The 15,076-nt window shown below is 60.6% G+C and carries 13 protein-coding genes; 8 read left to right on the forward strand and 5 right to left on the reverse strand.

Features of this window, described 5'->3' with window-relative positions:
• The first annotated feature begins 8 nt into the window (after positions 1-8).
• Entirely contained in the window at positions 9-830 is an 822-nt protein-coding gene (gene aroE, locus ACZZZ4_RS09115; protein ID WP_463547676.1) for a shikimate dehydrogenase, read from the forward strand.
• 106 nt (positions 831-936) lie between these two features.
• Here aroE and ACZZZ4_RS09120 read toward each other — a convergent pair whose 3' ends face one another.
• From ACZZZ4_RS09120 to betC, 3 genes are all read right to left on the reverse strand, one after another.
• Positions 937-2,505 (reverse strand): SulP family inorganic anion transporter, encoded by a 1,569-nt coding sequence (locus ACZZZ4_RS09120; protein WP_463547677.1) that lies wholly within the window; start codon positions 2,503-2,505, stop codon positions 937-939.
• A 212-nt stretch (positions 2,506-2,717) separates the two neighbouring features.
• Positions 2,718-3,638, reverse strand: coding sequence for a choline ABC transporter substrate-binding protein (gene choX / locus ACZZZ4_RS09125; protein WP_463547678.1), 921 nt, complete (start codon positions 3,636-3,638; stop codon positions 2,718-2,720).
• Between the two features lie 16 nt (positions 3,639-3,654).
• Positions 3,655-5,169 (reverse strand): choline-sulfatase, encoded by a 1,515-nt coding sequence (gene betC / locus ACZZZ4_RS09130; RefSeq protein WP_463547679.1) that lies wholly within the window; start codon positions 5,167-5,169, stop codon positions 3,655-3,657.
• A gap of 114 nt (positions 5,170-5,283) precedes the next feature.
• Between betC and ACZZZ4_RS09135 the strand changes: the two genes are divergently transcribed.
• Entirely contained in the window at positions 5,284-6,234 is a 951-nt protein-coding gene (locus tag ACZZZ4_RS09135; protein ID WP_463547680.1) for a choline sulfate utilization transcriptional regulator, read from the forward strand.
• Between the two features lie 59 nt (positions 6,235-6,293).
• On the opposite strand, the gene ACZZZ4_RS09140 is transcribed toward ACZZZ4_RS09135, so the two are convergent.
• On the reverse strand, positions 6,294-6,959 hold the full coding sequence (locus ACZZZ4_RS09140; protein WP_039757167.1) for an NAD(P)-dependent oxidoreductase: 666 nt from the start codon (positions 6,957-6,959) through the stop codon (positions 6,294-6,296).
• 81 nt (positions 6,960-7,040) lie between these two features.
• On the opposite strand from ACZZZ4_RS09140, the gene ACZZZ4_RS09145 reads away from it, so the two are divergent.
• Positions 7,041-7,367, forward strand: a complete 327-nt coding sequence (locus ACZZZ4_RS09145; protein WP_463547681.1) for a DOPA 4,5-dioxygenase family protein — start codon at positions 7,041-7,043, stop codon at positions 7,365-7,367.
• Here the strand turns inward: ACZZZ4_RS09145 and ACZZZ4_RS09150 are convergent.
• Complete coding sequence (locus ACZZZ4_RS09150) at positions 7,364-7,774, reverse strand: GFA family protein (RefSeq protein WP_129998044.1); 411 nt, start codon at positions 7,772-7,774, stop codon at positions 7,364-7,366. The two genes, ACZZZ4_RS09145 and ACZZZ4_RS09150, sit on opposite strands and share 4 nt — an antisense overlap.
• Before the next feature lie 328 nt (positions 7,775-8,102).
• Between ACZZZ4_RS09150 and ACZZZ4_RS09155 the strand changes: the two genes are divergently transcribed.
• The 5 genes from ACZZZ4_RS09155 to ACZZZ4_RS09175 all read left to right on the forward strand — a co-directional run bounded on the left by ACZZZ4_RS09155 (position 8,103) and on the right by ACZZZ4_RS09175 (position 15,057).
• Positions 8,103-9,410 (forward strand): CitMHS family transporter, encoded by a 1,308-nt coding sequence (locus ACZZZ4_RS09155; protein WP_039757164.1) that lies wholly within the window; start codon positions 8,103-8,105, stop codon positions 9,408-9,410.
• Between the two features lie 86 nt (positions 9,411-9,496).
• Complete coding sequence (locus ACZZZ4_RS09160; protein WP_129998045.1) at positions 9,497-10,264, forward strand: TerC family protein; 768 nt, start codon at positions 9,497-9,499, stop codon at positions 10,262-10,264.
• 326 nt (positions 10,265-10,590) lie between these two features.
• On the forward strand, positions 10,591-12,249 hold the full coding sequence (locus tag ACZZZ4_RS09165; RefSeq protein ID WP_039757158.1) for a Na/Pi cotransporter family protein: 1,659 nt from the start codon (positions 10,591-10,593) through the stop codon (positions 12,247-12,249).
• 176 nt (positions 12,250-12,425) lie between these two features.
• The gene (locus ACZZZ4_RS09170) at positions 12,426-13,820 is read left to right on the forward strand and encodes a M16 family metallopeptidase (RefSeq protein ID WP_310402758.1); all 1,395 of its coding nucleotides are present in this window, start codon (positions 12,426-12,428) and stop codon (positions 13,818-13,820) included.
• A 208-nt stretch (positions 13,821-14,028) separates the two neighbouring features.
• Complete coding sequence (locus ACZZZ4_RS09175; RefSeq protein ID WP_039757156.1) at positions 14,029-15,057, forward strand: DUF5924 family protein; 1,029 nt, start codon at positions 14,029-14,031, stop codon at positions 15,055-15,057.
• Positions 15,058-15,076: the final 19 nt, after the last annotated feature.

Below are 15,076 nucleotides of genomic sequence, written 5' to 3' on the forward strand. Positions count from 1 at the left end.
GACTTGTGATGGATCGTTACGTTGTTTTCGGTAACCCGATCGGCCACAGCAAGTCGCCGATGATTCACCAGCTGTTCGCCGAACAGACCGGCCAGCGCCTTGATTACAGCACGCTGCTCGCGCCGCTGGATGATTTTGCCGGCTGCGCCACGGCGTTTTTTCGCGAAGGGCGCGGCGCCAACGTGACAGTGCCGTTCAAGGAAGACGCTTACCGTCTGGCCAACAGCCTGACCGCCCGCGCGCAGCGCGCCGGTGCGGTGAACACCTTGAGCAAACTGGACGATGGATCACTGCTCGGCGACAACACCGATGGCGCAGGCCTGGTCCGCGATCTGACGGTCAATGCCGGGTTCAGCCTGACCGGCAAGCGCATCCTTTTGCTCGGTGCCGGCGGCGCGGTGCGTGGTGCGATGGAGCCGTTGCTGGCGGAGAAACCGGCCTCGGTGATCATCGCCAATCGCACGGTGGACAAGGCTGAGCTGCTGGCGGAATTATTTGCCGATCTGGGGCCGGTGTCGGCCAGTGGTTTCGACTGGCTGCGCGAGCCGGTGGACGTGATCATCAACGCCACCTCCGCCAGCCTGACCGGTGACGTGCCGCCGATCGCGCCAAGTCTGATCGAGCCGGGCCAGACCCTGTGCTACGACATGATGTACGGCAAGGAACCGACCGCATTCTGCCGCTGGGCCACTGAGCACGGCGCGGCGCTGGCGATGGATGGTCTGGGCATGCTCGCCGAGCAGGCGGCCGAGGCGTTCCTGCTGTGGCGCGGCGTACGCCCGGATACCGCGCCGGTACTCGCCGAACTGCGCCGCCAGCTAGCGCAATAACCCCTGTAGGAGTGAGCCTGCTCGAGATTGCGGTGTGTCAGTTGAAATTTCGTCTCTGACACACCGCAATCGCGAGCAGGCTCACTCCTACAAAGGTATGCGGTGCTCAGTCTTCAAACCGGATCGGGCATTTCTCCGGCCCTTCCAATTTGCGCAATTCCTCCACCACTGGCGGCCGCGCCCGGCGCAAGGTCAGGCTGCGCCCCTGGCCCAGCAGGCGCCGCGCTTCCTGATGCAGCATCTCCACCCCTGAATAATCGATGAAGTTGATCTGCTGTGCCTCGATCACCACCCGCGCTCCGTGCAACCGTTGCAGGCGCACTTGCAGGTAATGGCTGGCGCCGAAAAAGATCGAACCGCCCACCCGTAGCACGTCGTCGTCACCGTCGCGCCAATGCTGCACCCGTGGTTGCGAGGTGCGCTTGAGGTAGAAAAACAACGAAGCCAGCACCCCGGCGTAGATCGCCGTCTGCAATTCCAGCAGCAGAGTCGCGAGGCAGGTCAGCGCCATCACCACGAACTCGGCGCGGCTGACCCGCAGCAAGGCGCGAATGCCGCGGTGATCGACCAGCCCCCAGGCGATCAACAGAATGCTGCCGGCCATGGCCGGGATCGGAATATGGGCGATCAGCCCCGCGCCGAACACCGCGAACAGCGCTACCCAGAGCGCCGAAAACACCCCGGCAAGCGGCGAGCAGGCACCTGCCTCATAACTCAATCCCGAGCGGGTAAACGATCCGGCTGAGAGCGACCCGGAAAAGAACGCACCGACGATGTTCGACAGACCCTGTGCGCGGACTTCCTGATTGGCGTCGAGCAACTGCTGCGAGCGCGCCGAAATCGAACGGGCGATCGACAGGCTGGTGACCAGCCCGAGCATGCCCACCGCCACGGCGCTCGGCAGCAGGCGCAGGATTACCTCCAGATCCAGCGGCAAGGGGCTGAACGGCGGCAAGCGCCCGACGAAAGCGCTGACCAGATGCACATGGCCGAACATCGCTGGCCAGATCCAGACCAGCAGACTGGCCAGCACCAGCGTGAGCAACAGCGTCGGCCAGCGCGGCAGGAGTTTTTTCAGGGCCACACCGACGATTACCGTGGCGACGCCAAGGATCAACGAAGGTTTATCCACAGCCCCCAGATGTCGCAGCAGATCCATCAGGCTGGCGAGCGCCGTGGTGTTGGCCGGCAGTTCCAGACCGAGCAGATTGGGCAATTGCCCGGTGGCGATGACCACCGCAGCACCGAGAGTGAAGCCGAGTACCACCGAATGCGAAACGAAATTCACCAGCGCGCCGAAGCGCAGCAAGCCGAGCAGCCATTGGAAAATCCCGGCGAGAAAGGTCAGCAGCAGGATCAGGGTGATGTAGTCCTCGGACGCCGGCACCGCGAGCGGGCTGACGCTGGCGTACAGCACGATGGAAATCGCTGCCGTCGGGCCGCAGATCAGATGCCATGACGAACCCCACAGGCACGCGACCAATACCGGGATGATCGCCGCATAAAGCCCGTATTCCGGTGGCAGCCCGGCAATCAGTGCGTAGGCAATCGACTGGGGCAAGGCGAGAATCGCACCGCTGAGGCCGACGATCAGGTCCCGTCCGACGCTGGCGCGGGTTTGCCTTGGCAGCCAGCTCAGGAAAGGAAACAGTGAATGGCGGCTGGGTAAGGCCATGGGTCCTCGCGGTTGGGTTTTTCAGGCAAGCCTATCAGGACACGGCAATCATTGTGGCGAGGGGATTTATCCCCGATGGGCCGCGAAGCGGCCCCCAAACCCAGAGTTCCAGGTGAGTCAGGTGTATCGAGTTCACGGATCTGGCGACTGCTTCGCAGCCGATCGGGGATAAATCCCCTCGCCACAGGTAAGTGGTCGACAGTCAGATAGCATTACAGTTTGGCCTTCACCGCCACCAACGCATCCTTGCCATCCAAGGTCTTCACCCCGTCCAGCCACTTGTCCAGCACCGCCGGATTGGCCTTGATCCACGCCTTCGCCGCTTCGGTATTGCTGACCTTCTTGTTCACCACCTCGGCCATGATGCTGTTCTCCATGTCCTGGGTGAACGCCAGATTGGTCAGCAACTTGCCCACATTCGGGCAGGCCTCGGCGTAGCCCTTGCGGGTCAGGGTGAACACGTTGCCGGTGTCACCAAAGTATTTTTCGCCGCCTTTCAGATAGCGCATTTTCAGTTGCACGTTCATCGGGTGCGGGGTCCAGCCGAGGAAGGTGACGAATTTCTGTTTCTTCACAGCCCGCGACACTTCGGCGAGCATCGCCTGCTCGCTGGATTCGATCAGCTTCCACTGACCCATGTTGAAGTCGTTCTTCTTGATGATTTCCTGCAACGAAATGTTCGCTGGCGCGCCCGAACCGATGCCGTAGATTTTCTTGTCGAACTTGTCGGCGAATGTGTTCAGGTCGGCAAAATCATGCACGCCCGCCTCCCAGACATAGTCGGGGACGGCGAGGGTGAATTCCGTGCCTTCGAGATTTTTCGCCAGTTGCGTCACATCGCCGGTGGCGACGAACTTGTCATAGAAGCCCTGCTGCGCCGGCATCCAGTTGCCGAGAAACACATCCACCTGGCCATCCTTCAAGCCGCCGAAGGTGATCGGCACCGCGAGGGTGTCGATCTTGGCCTTGTAGCCCATGCCGTCGAGCAGAAATCCGGTGATGGCATTGGTTGCGGCGATGTCGCTCCAGCCTGGATCGGCCATCTTCACGGTTTCGCAGCCTTGCTCGGCGAAGGCCGAGGCGCTGCTCAATGCGATCAGGCCAACGGTCACAGCTGTGGATAACTTGCGCATGGACTTCCCCTCAACATTATTGGTTTTGGCAGGGTTGTGGATAACGGGCCTTGCGCTCCAGATCATCGAGGTCGATGTGGTTGCGCATGTATTGCTGACTGGCATCGACCAGCGGCTGGTGATCCCAGCTCTTCAGCTTGCCGATGGTTAACGCATCGGCGACGAAACGGCGTCGGCGCTGGCTGGCGAGCACCTCCCGGTGGATCGCCGGGATGTCCCACTTGGTCCGCGCTTCAGCGAGAAAGTCTTCGAACAGCTGACGATGTTGCGGCGACTGGCTGAGCTCCTCTTCTTCGCGCGGATCGTTATCCACATCGAAGAGTAGGCACGGGTCGCTTTCGCTGTAGATAAATTTGTAGGCGCCACGGCGAATCATCATCAGCGGGCTGACGGTACCTTCGGCCATGTATTCGCCGAACACTTCGTCATGCCCGCCCTGCCCTTGCAGGTGCGGCAGCAACGAACGACCGTCCAGCGGCAAGCCTGGCTCGAGCGTGCCACCGGCCAGATCAACGAACGTTGGCAGCAGGTCGGCGGTGGAAACGGCGGCGCTGATCCGGCTCGCTTCGAATTGCCCCGGCGCGCTGATCAACAGCGGCACTCGCGCGGCCATCTCGAACCAGTGCATTTTGTACCAGAGCCCCTTCTCGCCGAGCATGTCGCCATGGTCACCGGAGAAAACGATGATGGTGTCGTTAATCAGCCCGGTTTCCTCAAGCGTTTGCAGCAGTTTGCCGACGTTGTCGTCGATATAGCTGCAAGCCCCGAAGTAGGCGCGACGGGCATCGCGGATTTTATCCACAGGCAGCGGCTTGTCCCACAGGTCGTAAACCTTGAGCAGGCGTTGCGAGTGTGGATCAAGTTCGTCCTGGTTCATGGCTGTAGGCAACGGGATATCGGCATCGTCGTACAAATTCCAGAAGGCCTTGGGAATCGTGTACGGGTCGTGCGGATGGGTCATCGACACGGTCAGGCAGAACGGTTGGTCGCCGTCTTCGCGGATGTGATCGAACAGGTACTGCTGCGCTTTGAACACCACCTCTTCATCAAAATCCAGCTGATTGGTGCGCACGCACGGCCCGGCCTGCAGTACCGAAGACATGTTGTGATACCAGCTCGGCCGCACGTCCGGCTCGTCCCAGTTCACCGCCCAACCGTAATCCGCCGGGTAGATATCGCTGGTCAGGCGTTCTTCATAACCGTGCAGCTGGTCGGGCCCACAGAAATGCATCTTGCCCGACAGCGCGGTGCGGTAGCCGAGACGGCGCAGGTAGTGCGCATAAGTGGGGATATCGGCAGGGAAATCGGCAGCGTTGTCGTAAGCGCCGATCTTGCTTGGCAACTGACCGCTGACCAGGGTGAAACGCGACGGTGCACACAACGGGCTGTTGCAATAAGCAGAATCGAACACCACGCCTTGGGCGGCGAGGCGGGACAGATTCGGCAGTTTGATTGGCGATGGGCCGTAGAACGGCAACATTGGCGCGGCCATTTGATCGGCCATGATGAAAAGAATGTTCTTGCGCTTCATGTGATCGCGGCATTCCATGTTGAATATTTATGCGAGAGTGCTGCGATCGAGCATGGAGTCCATGCCTGTTTCGGTAAAGCCCGCGCCGGACAATAACTAGGATAAGCACAGCTTATGTATGAAGCCCTCGGTGACCTGTCCCTCGATCTGCTCCGCGCCTTTGAGGCAGCGGCACGCCATCGCAGCTTTACCGCTGCTGCGGTAGAGCTCGGCACTACGCAACCGGCGATCAGCCAGCAGATAAAACGTCTGGAAGAACAGCTCGGTACGCGTCTGTTCGATCGTATTTATCGGGGCATTGAACTGACCGAAGTGGGCGCCCTGCTGTTCGAGCAAGTTACCCTCGGGTTGCAGAATATCGACGCAGGATTGAGCGCAATCAGCACTCAGCAACAACATGAAGTGCTGCAAGTGGCCACGGATTTTGCGTTCGCCGCCTATTGGTTGATGCCGCGCCTGCACCGCTTTCACGAAGCCAATCCGCACATCGATGTCAGCCTGGTCACCAGCGAGCGCAACCACAACATGCTGCGCACCGACATCGACGTGGCGATCCTGTTTGGCGATGGTCGCTTCAAGCAGGGTGAGAGCCACTGGCTGTTCAGCGAAGAAGTGTTTCCGGTGTGCAGTCCGCTGTTGCTCAAGGACCGCTCATTGCCGTTGCCTGTGCAGGCGCTGCTGGAGTTTCCGCTGCTGCATCTGCGTGGGGAAAACAGCAGTAATTGGTTCGACTGGAGTGGCTTGTTTCGTCAGTTGGGCCTGACTACGCCACCGGCACCGGGGCAGTTGCGCTTCGACAATTACACTTTGCTGATTCAGGCTGCGATTGGCGGGCAAGGTGTGGCCATTGGCTGGCGGCACCTTGTGGATAACTTGCTGGTGCAGGGGTTGCTGTGCCGGCCACTGGCGGAAACCACGCTGTCGCGGCTGGGGTATTACGTGGTGTTGCCGCAACGCAAGCGTCGGGGTGCGTTGATTCGGGAATTTGTTGATTGGTTAATGGCGGAACAGGCCAGCAGTGCGGAATCGCTGAACGGTCTGGCCCTGCCCTCGATTGCGGTGTGAAGAGTAAAAGAGCATCCGATCGCGGCTCGAGCCTTCGGCAGCTCCACGGGTGCGATCTTTTACGAATCAGAAGCCGCCACAAAATTCACATGCTCACCGACATGCAGATTCAACCGCAGCTCATCGGCGATGCCCACCGCGACACGGTTCAGGCGCTCCAGCGGTTCGGCCAGTCCCGGTTCGAGATTGCCGCCGACCTGACTGAAGTGCTCGATGGTCAACCCGGCCACGCCATGCGGCGCATTGACCAGGGTCCAGCGCAGTGAGCTGCTTTGTACTGCCTCGAGGATTTCTTCGGCAGCGTGACGTTGCAGACGTTCGTCACTGTCAGGTTCGTCGAGCACGGCAAAATTGCCGACCAGAAACAGGCGCGGCACGCTGGCCAGTTGCAAACCTTCGACCAACGCGTCGACTGCCAGCACCTGTTCAACCGGCCCCAGAGTCACCGAGCGCTCGACGTGGTCGCTGCTGAACGGCAGCCCTGGCGCGTCCAGCAGGCAGATCACCGCCGAACTGCCGGCAACGCTCTGATTGACTCGCTCGGCATCGAACAGATCGCCGGTCTTGGTGCGCAAGCCCGGACGCGGCGCCAGCGCAGTGAGATCATCGAGAATGGCGATGACTTCGTGTTGGCGGCGCAGTAATTCAGCCATCAACGCACCGCCCAGGCTGGCCATGGCACCATAGAGCACCACTTTCACCACTGGGGTTTCGGCATTTTTCATGGCTGTTTTCCTTATTGTTGTCCTATATGGCCTGTGACGGTGGAAACAGCCAAGGGTTCGAACCGATTGAGAGGCGACACGATGCAAGGGATCAAGGGTTATCACGCCCATGTCTATTTCGACGCGCAGACCATCGACCAGGCGCGGGCCTTGTGCGAACAGGCCGCGCAGTTGTTTGCGCTGAAGATGGGCCGTGTGCACGAGCGCCCGGTAGGGCCGCACCCCGACTGGAGCTGCCAACTGGCCTTCGGTCCCGAGCTGATCGGCGAGGTGCTGCCATGGCTGGCGCTCAACCGCAAAGACCTGGTGGTGTTCCTGCATCCGGACACGGGCGACGACTTGCTTGACCACACCGAACACGCGATCTGGATGGGCGCGGTGCGGCTGCTGGATCTGTCGGTGTTTTAATCGAGGGTTTCTTCGGCTTCGCCCGGCAGATGTTCATCCAGATGCAGCCATGGCAATCGGCTGTCGGTCCAGATATGCCGCTCGGCCGGCGCCGTTTCCGGATGATCCAGCGTAGCGATGGTCACGTCGATGTTGTCGGGGCTGAGCGCGGTCACCAATGCCAGTTGCGCGCCGCAGTTTGCGCAGAAAAACCGCACGCAACTGGCTGACGAGTCATAGCGGGCCGGCGTCCCTTTCACCCATTGAAATTTTTCCGCCGGCACGGTGATCCAAGTGGTGACGATGCCGCCGCTGACCTTGCGGCAGATTGAACAATGACAGTGAGCGATATCGCGCAACGGACCGCTGAACTGATAGCGGATGTGTCCGCAGTGACAGCCACCCTCATGCGCCTGATTCGTATCCATCGCCCTTCTCCCGTGTTTATTGGCGCTCGCCGTATCCGACCACCGGTTGGCTGTTCATTCACCGCTTTCAATAGCGAAAGGTAGCTGAAAGCTTCCCCGATTAGGATCGCCTCACTCCCGGCAACAGACCGGTTGGCCCAAGACCTGTGTTTGCTCCACAGGCCCGGCCCAATTAACAACAACAATGGTGATTCTGATGTCCTCTGCAACCCGCCGTTTCTCCTGCTTCCTGCTGGTCACTCCACCCGTACGCCTCGCGCCTCCCGTTCTGCGCTGATCACATCCGATCCGCTCATTCCATTAGCCGCGCTACGCCTGGAGTATCCCCATGCTGACTTTCCTTGGCTTCGCCATGGTCATCACGTTTATGTTCCTGATCATGACCAAGCGCCTGTCCGCGCTGATCGCCCTGATTATCATCCCGATCCTGTTCGCCTTGTTTGGTGGTTTCGCGCCGAAAATCGGTCCGATGATGCTCGAAGGCATCACCAAGCTGGCGCCAACCGGCGTGATGTTGATGTTCGCCATTCTGTATTTCGCCCTGATGATCGACTCCGGCCTGTTCGACCCGGCCGTGCGCAAGATCCTCAAACTGGTCAAGGGCGACCCACTGAAAGTTTCGGTCGGCACCGCCGTTCTGGCGCTCGTCGTTTCCCTCGATGGTGACGGCGCGACCACTTACATGATCTGCGTGGCCGCGATGCTGCCGCTGTACAGCCGCATCGGTATGAGCCCGCGGATCATGGCCGGTCTGATCATCCTCGCCGGCGGCGTGATGAACATGACTCCGTGGGGCGGCCCGACTGCCCGTGCTGCGAGTGCCCTGCATGTCGACCCGTCGGACATTTTCGTGCCGATGATCCCGGCCATGGCCGCTGGTGTCGTAGCGATCCTGCTGATTGCCTACTTCTACGGCAAGCGTGAGCGTGCCCGCCTCGGGGAACTGCACTTGGTCGGCGATGAGATCGATCACAGTGAAATCAGCGTCTCGCAATTCCCTGACGCACGGCGTCCGAAGCTGATCTGGTTCAACGCCGCACTGACTTTCGGCCTGATGTGCACACTGATCGGCGGCCTGTTGCCGCTGCCGGTGCTGTTCATGGTGGCGTTCAGTATCGCGATGATCGTCAACTACCCATGCCTGCAAATGCAGAAGGATCGCGTCGCCGCGCATTCCGGCAGCGTGCTGGCAGTGGTCGGGCTGATCTTTGCGGCCGGTATCTTCACCGGTATCCTGTCGGGCACCGGCATGGTCGATGCGATGTCGAAGAGCCTGTTGGCGGTGATTCCGGATTTCCTCGGCCCGTACCTGGCGGTGATCACGGCGCTGGTGAGCATGCCGTTCACTTTCTTCATGTCCAACGACGCGTTCTACTACGGCGTGTTGCCGGTGTTGGCCGAAGCGGCCAGCCACTATGGGATCACTGCGGTGGAAATGGCCCGTGCCTCGATCGTCGGCCAGCCCGTCCACTTGCTGAGCCCGTTGGTGCCGTCGACCTACTTGTTGGTGGCGCTGGCCGGTATCGATTTCGGTGATCACCAGCGTTTCACCCTGAAATGGGCGATCCTGGTGTGCATCTGCATTCTGATTGCTGCACTGCTGTTGGGGACTTTCCCGGTGTTCAGCACTCTATAAGCCCAAGACTCACCGTTACGGGTCCTGGCTTCGCGGTTTGAAGCCCGGACCTTTTTCGGTTCAACAAATTGCTCAAAGGAATACACATGGATTGGCTGACCAACCCCGAAATCTGGGTTGCCTTCTTTACCCTGACCGCCCTGGAAATCGTCCTCGGTATCGATAACATCATCATGATTTCGATCCTGGTCAGCCGCATGCCCAAACACATGCAGCAGCGCACGCGGATCTTCGGTCTTGGCCTGGCCATGATCACGCGGATCCTGTTGCTGCTGTCGATCACCTGGGTCATGCGCCTCACCGCCGACCTCTTCGAAGTGTTCGGTCAAGGCATTTCCGGCCGCGACCTGATCCTGTTCTTCGGTGGCCTGTTCCTGCTGTGGAAAAGCTCGCAGGAGATGTACCACGCGCTGGAAGGCGAGGAAGAAGGCGACGACGCACCGTCGGGCAAGGGCGGCAACTTCCTCTACACCATCATCCAGATCGCGATCATCGACATCGTGTTCTCGCTGGACTCGGTCATCACCGCTGTCGGCATGGTCTCGCACGTTCCGGTCATGGTTGCGGCGATCGTCGTGGCGGTGCTGGTGATGATGCTGGCGTCGGGCAAGATCAGCGAATTCATCGACAAGCACCCGTCGCTGAAAATGCTCGCGCTGTCGTTCCTGCTGGTGGTCGGTACCGTGCTGATCGCCGAATCGTTCGACGTGCACGTGCCAAAAGGCTACGTCTACTTCGCCATGGCGTTCTCGCTGGCGGTGGAAGCGATCAACATCAAGATGCGCGGTGCGATCGCGCGCAAGAAGAAGCAGCAGGATCCGGTGAAACTGCGCAAGGATGTACCGGGCCAATAACCCGGTAGTCCAGCAGCGCGCTACATCCCTGTGGTAGCGAGCCTGCTCGTGAAAGCGGAGTGCCAGTCGACAACAATGTTGACTGGCACTCCGCTTTCGCGAGCAGGCTCGCTCCCACAGTTGTTTTGGGCAATAGAGGGGAAAGGTGTCGGATTCGGTGAGTGGATGAATTTGTTTTGATGACACTTTTGTTTCAATCCCCTCTTTAGCTGTGCAATGCTGGCGCCGAGACCGTTAGCCAACTACAGCTTAAGTATCAAAAACGTAGAAACCGCGCGGTGCCGTCCACTTGCCCCTCTGGGGCGCTGCTACTACAGGGGGTCTGCATGCTCACCCTGCTCAATCTGCTGTCCGCCGTCGCCCTGCTGATCTGGGGCACGCACATCGTCCGAACCGGCATCCTGCGGGTTTATGGCACCAATCTGCGACATGTCATCGGCCAGAACATGTCGAAGAAATGGCTGGCGTTCATCGCCGGTATTCTCGTCACCGCCATGGTCCAGAGCAGCAACGCCACGGCGATGCTGGTTACCTCGTTTGTCGGCCAGGGTTTGATGGCGCTGACGCCAGCGCTGGCGACCATGCTTGGCGCCGACGTCGGCACCGCGTTGATGGCGCGGGTGCTGACGTTTGATTTGTCGTGGCTGTCGCCGCTGCTGATTTTCCTCGGGGTGATTTTCTTTCTGTCGCGCAAACAGACGCGGCTCGGGCAAATGGGCCGGGTGTCGATCGGCCTGGGGCTGATCATTCTCGCCCTGCAATTGATCGTCGAGGCCGCTGCGCCGATCACTCACGCGCAAGGGGTGAAAGTGATTTTCGCCTCGCTGACCGGTGACATCCTCCTCGACGCCCTTGTCGGCGCGCTGTTCGCGATGATTTCCTACTCCAGCCTCGCCGCCGTGCTGCTCACCGCTACATTGGCCGGGGCTGCGGTGATCAGCTTGCCGGTGGCGATCGGTCTGGTGATCGGCGCCAACATCGGCAGCGGCATCCTCGCCTTCATGAGTACCAGCATGCAGAACGCCGCCGGCCGCCAGGTGGCGTTGGGCAGTCTGCTGTACAAACTGATCGGCCTGTTGCTGATCATCCCGGTGCTCGATCCGCTGGTGCACTGGATCGACAGCCTCGATTTCAGCCCGCAGGAAATGGTCATCGGCTTCCACCTGCTCTACAACACCACGCGCTGCCTGATCCTGTTGCCTAGCGTCGGGCCGATGGCGCGTCTTTGTGCGTGGCTGCTGCCGGAGCGGCCGGAGGTCAACGGTACCGCCAAACCGCGTCATCTCGACCCGACCGCGCTGGTCACGCCGAGCCTGGCGCTGGCCAATGCCGCGCGGGAAACCCTGCGCATGGGCGATCTGCTCGACAACATGCTCGACGCCTCCCTGGATGTGCTGCGCGGCAAGCAGACCGCCGTCACCCAGGAGATGCGCCGCCTGACCGACGATGTCGAGGCCCTGTACAGCGCGATCAAGCTGTATCTGGCGCAGATGCCCCGCGAGGATCTCGGCGAGCACGACAGTCGGCGCTGGGCCGAGATCATCGAACTGGCGATCAACCTGAAACTCGCCGCCGACCTGATCGAGCGCATGCTGCGCAAGATCCAGCAGCAGAAGACTTCGCAGCGCCGTTCGTTTTCCGAAGAAGGCCTGGAAGATCTTGCCGGGCTGCAACAACAACTGATCGCCAACCTGCGTCTGGGGCTGTCGGTGTTTCTCAGCGGCGACCGCGAGAGCGCCCGGCAGTTGCTGCGGGAGAAACGCCGTTTTCGCGCGCAGGAACGGCGTCTGGCCCACGCTCACGTCAGCCGATTGCAGCGCAAGATCGTCCAGAGCCTGGAGACCAGTTCGCTGCATCTGGAGTTGATCGCCGACATGAAGCGGCTCAATTCGCTGTTCTGCAGCAGCGCCTATGTCGTGCTGGAAACCGCGGACACCGGCGCGCTGGCGGTGGATGACATGGCTGACATTACGCATTCACCTTGAACGTCTGGGGCTGGGGTCAGTCAGTTACAGTGGTTCAGCCTTGAGACCGTCATCGCTGGCAAGCCAGCTCCCACAGGGTTTTGTGAGCGCCGCAGATCCTTGTGGGAGCTGGCTTGCCAGCGATGCGGCCCTGACTGACGACACGGATCTCCAAATCAGCCGTATGGAAGCCTGTTATGCGTTGCCTGTTGTTCGCCTGTCTGTTGCTCGGTTCCCTGCCCGCGTTTGCCCTGGATCGGTTTCAGGTCGAAGGCTATGCGCTGCCCAACGGTTTGCAACTGATGCTCAAACCCGGCACCGAGCGTGGACATGTGGCAATCCGGTTGGTGGTCGGCGTTGGTCTCGATGACTTCGACTGCAACGAAAAAGAGCTGCCGCATTTGCTCGAACACCTGCTGTTCAGCGGTATCGACGCCACTGGCGAAGGTGGTCTGGAAGAGCGCATGCAGGCGCTCGGCGGTGACTGGAATGCGTTCACCAGCAATGCCGACACCACTTTTGTCATCGAAGCCCCGGCAAAAAACCAGCGCAAGGTGCTCGACCTGCTGCTCGCGCTGTTGACCCAGACACGCATCGACGACAACGCAATCAACGCCGCCAAACGGGTGGTCGAGCGTGAGGACGGCGGGCATTACACCAAGCTGCAACGTTTCCTCGACCGTCAGGACCTCGGTCATACCGCGAGCAGTCAACTGGCTGTCGAGTTGGGCCTGAAATGCCCGCAGCGCGCCGAAGTCGGCCATCTCACCCAAGAGCAATTGGAGAAGGTACGCAAGGCCTGGTACGCGCCGAACAACATGACCCTGATCGTCGTCGGCGAACTCGACAAACTGCTGCCGGCCTATCTCGAGCGCACCTGGGGTGAGCTGGAGCCGGTCGAGCCCACCGAACACCGGGCGCTGCCGGACATCCGCACCAGCGCCGCCCATGAGCGCACCCTCACCCGTGGCTTTATCGGCGACAGCGCCAAGCTGCACTGGCTGGTGCCGGAACCGGTGCTCGACGATCAGTACGACCAGACGTTCGACATTCTCAAGGATTATCTCGACTGGGCACTGTACCGGCAGATTCGTCTCAACCATGGCTTGTCGTACGGGCCGTGGGCCGAGCGTGAAGTGTTCGGCGGTGTTGGTTTCATGAGCCTCAACGCTGACCTGGATCGCGATGACGTCGACGAAGCCATCCAGGTACTCGATGACCTCAAGGCCGACCTGCTGAAAAACGGCCTCGACCCGAGCACCTTCGCCCGCATCAAGCAAGCCGCCATCGCCCACCAGGCCTGGGCCGTGCAGGGCAACAGCGCACTGGCGGACTATTACTGGAGCGCGCTGGCCGACTATCAGGATGGCCGCTTTGCCAATCCCGCGCGGGAGTTGCAGGGGGTGACGCTGGAAGCGGCGAACAAGGCGATGCGCGAGCTGCTGTTGCAGCCGGGGTATATCAGGATCGAGAAACCGTTGATCAGTGATGATCAGGTGTTGTGGCTGGTCGCGGGTGGTGTCGGGGTGTTGCTGCTGATCGTGATCGGCTGGCGCCTGCATCGCCGCCACAAAATTGCTGGAAGCCATTAATCCTGTGAGTGAGCACTTGTGGCGAGGGGATTTATCCCCGATGGGCTGCGCAGCAGCCCCAATAAGGGCAGCTCGGTAGATCCAGACAAAATTCGCTCGCAGGATCTACGACGGCTGCGCCGCCGATCGGGGATAAATCCCCTCGCCACAGGGGGCATGCGGCGTTAACCTTTCCGGGATTTTCCCCATATCGTCGTGAACCGCCAAAATGCCAAAACTGACCCTCCTTATCCAGCGCCTTTTCGAGCTGATGAAGCGCTACCCCGGGTTGATCGCGGCGGGTGGTTTCATTTCCGGGGTCGGCAGTTTCATCCTCGTCGATCGCCAACAGGGGCTGGCGAGCTGGATCACGGTGATCATGCTGCTCAGCTGGATCTGGCTGATGCTGGAAAACACCCTGACCGGGCTGTTCACGCGGATCTTCAAGCGCGAGATTCCCCAGCCGCTGCTGCGCTACGCGACGCAGATGATCCATCAGGAAAGCCTGTTCTTCGTTCTGCCGTTCTTCTTCATCACCACAACCTGGAACAGCGGCCAGTTGATATTCACCGGGCTGCTCGGCATTGCCGCCCTGATCTCCATCGTCGATCCGCTCTATTACAAATGGCTGGCGCCACGGCGCTGGGCGTTTCTCGCGCTGCACACCCTGACCCTGTTCGCCGCCCTGCTCACCGCGCTGCCGGTGATCATGCATCTGACCACCGCGCAGAGTTTCAAATGGGCGCTGGGAATTGCCGTACTGCTGTCGTTCCCGAGCCTGGCGTCGATCTTCCCGATCCGCACGGTACGCAACGCCCTGGCGATTCTGTTCATCACAGTCGGCATCGGCGGCGTCGGTTGGGCGCTGCGTTCGTGGGTGCCGCCGGCAACGCTGTGGATGACCGACGTGGCGATCAGCACGCAGCTGCAGGATCGCACCCCCGGCGCCAGCCTCGATACCGTCAGCGCTGAGCAGATCCGCGCTGGCGGGCTCTACGCCTACACCGCGATCAACGCGCCGCGCGGCCTCGACGAGCGGATTTATCATGTGTGGACTTTCAACGGCAAAGAAGTCGACCGCATCGCCCTCGACATCCATGGCGGGCGCAAGGAAGGCTACCGGGCGTGGACGCACAAACAGAATTTCCCGGGTAACCCGGCGGGCAAATGGCAGGTGCGGGTGCTGACCGAGGACGGGCAGTTGATCGGCGTGTTGCGTTTCGCAATTACGGACAGCACACCGGCCAAAGAAAAGTAATCCGGTTCGTGCTATTACG

Source organism: Pseudomonas sp. AC252, assembly GCF_979258105.1.

Coding starts and splice junctions, on each gene's coding strand:
- choX (WP_463547678.1), bottom strand. CDS start 3,638: ATGCGCAAGTTATCCACAGCTGTGACCGTTGGCCTGATCGCATTGAGC.
- ACZZZ4_RS09140 (WP_039757167.1), bottom strand. CDS start 6,959: ATGAAAAATGCCGAAACCCCAGTGGTGAAAGTGGTGCTCTATGGTGCC.
- ACZZZ4_RS09150 (WP_129998044.1), bottom strand. CDS start 7,774: ATGGATACGAATCAGGCGCATGAGGGTGGCTGTCACTGCGGACACATC.
- aroE (WP_463547676.1), top strand. CDS start 9: ATGGATCGTTACGTTGTTTTCGGTAACCCGATCGGCCACAGCAAGTCG.
- ACZZZ4_RS09175 (WP_039757156.1), top strand. CDS start 14,029: ATGCCAAAACTGACCCTCCTTATCCAGCGCCTTTTCGAGCTGATGAAG.
- ACZZZ4_RS09145 (WP_463547681.1), top strand. CDS start 7,041: ATGCAAGGGATCAAGGGTTATCACGCCCATGTCTATTTCGACGCGCAG.
- ACZZZ4_RS09165 (WP_039757158.1), top strand. CDS start 10,591: ATGCTCACCCTGCTCAATCTGCTGTCCGCCGTCGCCCTGCTGATCTGG.
- ACZZZ4_RS09170 (WP_310402758.1), top strand. CDS start 12,426: ATGCGTTGCCTGTTGTTCGCCTGTCTGTTGCTCGGTTCCCTGCCCGCG.
- betC (WP_463547679.1), bottom strand. CDS start 5,169: ATGAAGCGCAAGAACATTCTTTTCATCATGGCCGATCAAATGGCCGCG.
- ACZZZ4_RS09120 (WP_463547677.1), bottom strand. CDS start 2,505: ATGGCCTTACCCAGCCGCCATTCACTGTTTCCTTTCCTGAGCTGGCTG.
- ACZZZ4_RS09155 (WP_039757164.1), top strand. CDS start 8,103: ATGCTGACTTTCCTTGGCTTCGCCATGGTCATCACGTTTATGTTCCTG.
- ACZZZ4_RS09135 (WP_463547680.1), top strand. CDS start 5,284: ATGTATGAAGCCCTCGGTGACCTGTCCCTCGATCTGCTCCGCGCCTTT.
- ACZZZ4_RS09160 (WP_129998045.1), top strand. CDS start 9,497: ATGGATTGGCTGACCAACCCCGAAATCTGGGTTGCCTTCTTTACCCTG.